Source organism: Kribbella deserti (genome assembly GCF_042434725.1).
Lineage (GTDB): Bacteria > Actinomycetota > Actinomycetes > Propionibacteriales > Kribbellaceae > Kribbella > Kribbella deserti.
The window spans coordinates 1-3,270 of the sequence record NZ_JBHLTC010000045.1 but is presented as its reverse complement, the minus strand read 5'-3'; the positions used below and the strand labels follow the sequence as shown (position 1 = coordinate 3,270).

The following is a 3,270-nucleotide window of genomic DNA, read 5'->3' as shown; positions in this document are numbered from 1 at the left end:
CCCAACGGACGCGACACCGACTTCAACAAATTCGTCCGACCAGTCTTATTCTCCTTCACCACCAATTCGTCATCGGCACTGGACTCGACGTGGTCGACGTAACCGTCACCGTTGATATCACGCAGCGCTTGTTCGGCACGGCCCGTCCCGGCCACGGTCTTGTGCGCACCGGGGTTGAGCACCACGCAGACGGCCAGGAAACACACCGGGGTCTCCACATACGCGCCACTGCCGAAGCTGGTGTTGAGGTCGCGGGCGATCCCGGACAGGCTACCGTGGAAAGGTACCGGGGCCTCGAACCCGTTACCAGTGTTGAACCCAACCCTGATCGGCTGGCCCGATTCCCCTGCCAGTACCCGGTCGGTCAGGCCGTCACCGTTCATATCGGTCAAGGTCGCGTCCGTGCTGGTCTTGGATTCCTGGAACGATGCACCACCGGCGAACCCGTAGAGGAAGTTGAAGCCCAGGTTCATCCCGGTGTTCTTGCCACCGCCATCGTTGAGCGCTGCAGGATTGCGCCACTGTTCCTTGTTCCCGAACCGGTAACCCAGGTTCAGCGCGACCTTCCCATCGGCATAGACCCGGTCCGGCAGCCCATCACCGTTGACCTCGACCAGATCGAACACGGCATCGGAATCACTGCCCCCCAGCTCGCCACCCACCCCGAACGGCGGCATGTCGTTACCGGCCTGCGACGTGGCGGCCGATCTGTTGCCCTTCGGCGCGGCGTCACCACGGCCGCTGCCGATCGTGCGCCCTGCACTCCCGGCACTGGCATTGCCCGACTCGTTGTCACTGACCCGCACCGCACCATCAGGCATCGTCGCGGTATCGGCACCCAGCCCGCCATCAGGATCGGTGTACTGGATCCCCCGCGAACTCACCACATCAGGAAACCCGTCACCGTTCATGTCCACGAAATCCAGCAGCCCGGTCGACTCACCGGTGGCGATACTGCCGCCTGCGGACCCGACCCCGCCACCGACCGAACCCGTCACGGAGAACTGCGTTGACCGCGACATCCGCGGCACCGCTATCCCGGCGAAATCACCATCGCCGGGCACATTGATCGATTCCGCACCCAGCCGCGAGCTGCTCATCCGATCACCGGTCACCCACGACCGCTGCCCCGTACCCCAGCGTCGCGCCGGAGGCAGGTTCCCATCACGCGAAGCGTCAGTAACATCAGCCAGCAGCGTGAACGGCACCATCCGCCGCGCGGCCACCTTCGGATCGTTCTCGAACGTCTCGCGCTGCTGCGGATCCTGCGGATCCACCTCCTCAGGCAGACCATCATCATAGGACTCATCCAGCACCAAATCCGATTGAACGATCGGCTGACCAGCCTTAGCTCGGTTTCCGTTATAGCCGATCGCACCCCACCCCCGGTACGGCTGCGGGAACGCCCCTGCCACAGCAGCACTGTGGAACCCACTTTGCACCGCGAACCCGTTCACCGTCACCGAACGGCTGGTGAGGAACGTGCGCAACGCCGGATCGGAGGTGGAGAAGTCGACCGCCAGCCGCGCCACCCCAGGACCGCAATGCTCCCAGCTCACCGGACCGGGCGCAGTGACATGACCGTTCACAATGGTGAAATAGCGTTTCGCGACCAGCGCCCCCGCCACACCGGTCGCCGCCTTCTTCACCGTGAACGCAACCCGGCCGTTCACCGACTGGCCGGCGAAATTGAACGCTAACTGCGGAACGATACTCACCAAATCACACGTGTCCTCCTCCACCGGCGCCGGAATCTGGCGGAACGCCTGCGGACCGGTCAGATCATTGACCGGATACATGTCCACCTCATACGGCGCCGCGAACACGATCGACGGCTTACCGTCGCCATCAACAACCCGCTCCACACCCTCCGCCGCGGTGTAATGCGCCTTCGGCAACCAGTCGATCGCGCTCAGATCGATCGGTGAATCGGTCTTCACCCGCCACGTCAAAACCTGCCCCTGTGCCACCGGAATGCCCAGATTCACCGGCACCGTGCCCGTCGTTCCCGCCGCGATGGTGTGCTGCAGCACAGGCGCCCCGGCCTTGCTGATCACCACCGTCACGTCATCAGACACAACCCGCGACAACACGAAATCGCCCGACAGATGCAACGAGCCCGTCAACGGCGCCTTCACCTGCGCTGCCCGGCCACCGACGGTGAAATCACGGCCCGCCTCATACCGGTACACCGCCAGATCATTGACATCCACCGTTGCCGAGCTCACGTTCAGATACGTCACTACCGGATTCCACTCAACCTCGTCCAGCGAACCGTCCGACACCGACTGCACCCGGAAATACAGCCGCTGCCCCTTCGTCACCGCCACACTCGATACCCCTGACGGAGTCCGTGACGTGTTGTCCTTCGCGCCGATCTGCGCCGACCACAACTGCGACTCCTCCCGCTGGATCGCGACCTTCACCCCATCAGCGGTCGTCGAGGCAGCCCGCGCCGCCGCTGTGTCCTCGGCCAGCTTCACCGGCCCCTCGATCTTCACCGTGCCGTTCAACGGCGCCACCCACCGGCGCACCGTGTCCAGCAACGGGAACGAGTCAATCAACCGCTCCCGCTGCGCGGAGTAGTCACCGAACAATTTGGACGTGTCCACCTGCCTCGAATCCACCGGCACCGGCGTGTCCCCGCTCACCCCATACACCGGCACACCCGCAGCATTCAGCCGGCCGAACAACACCCCGCCATCAGCCACCACATCAGTTATGCCATCACCATTCACATCATGGAAATACGTCCCCGTCTCCGACGTCGTCTCCACATAATTCAACTGCGCGGCCACACCGCCGGCATAACCCTCTGGCCCCACCGTGAAAGTCTTACTACGTTCGCCCAAGAACCCGCCCGGCAAACCCAGCACCCGCGCCGTGTCCTCAAACGCCAACTGCCCACCCGGCTTCGCCAGATTCTTGCGGTACTTCACCACCCCACCAGACCGGAACACCTTATCCGGCAACCCATCACCATCAACATCGGTCAACGCCACAACACCCTCGCTCGAGGAGTTCGCCGAACCGACCTTCGCCCCCACCGACTGCGCCTTCCGCGGATTCGACACCTGCGCCACACCCACATACGCATGCACACCCGACCCACGACTGACACTGCCATCTAACGTCAAACCATCACCCGGCACCGCCCACTGCGCCGAACCAAATCCCTGGTACGCACCTTGCCCATCGCGAACATCGTCGAAATACGAGAACTCATGCTTCGCGAACTCGTTACCATCCGAATCAGTCTGCACCAACTTA

The 3,270-nt window shown here is 63.3% G+C and carries 1 protein-coding gene; it reads right to left on the bottom strand.

Annotation, left to right across the window (positions count from 1 at the left end):
• Positions 1 to 3,270 (bottom strand): hypothetical protein (locus ACFFGN_RS34240; RefSeq protein ID WP_380056797.1); only part of this gene is annotated, 3,270 nt, incomplete at both ends.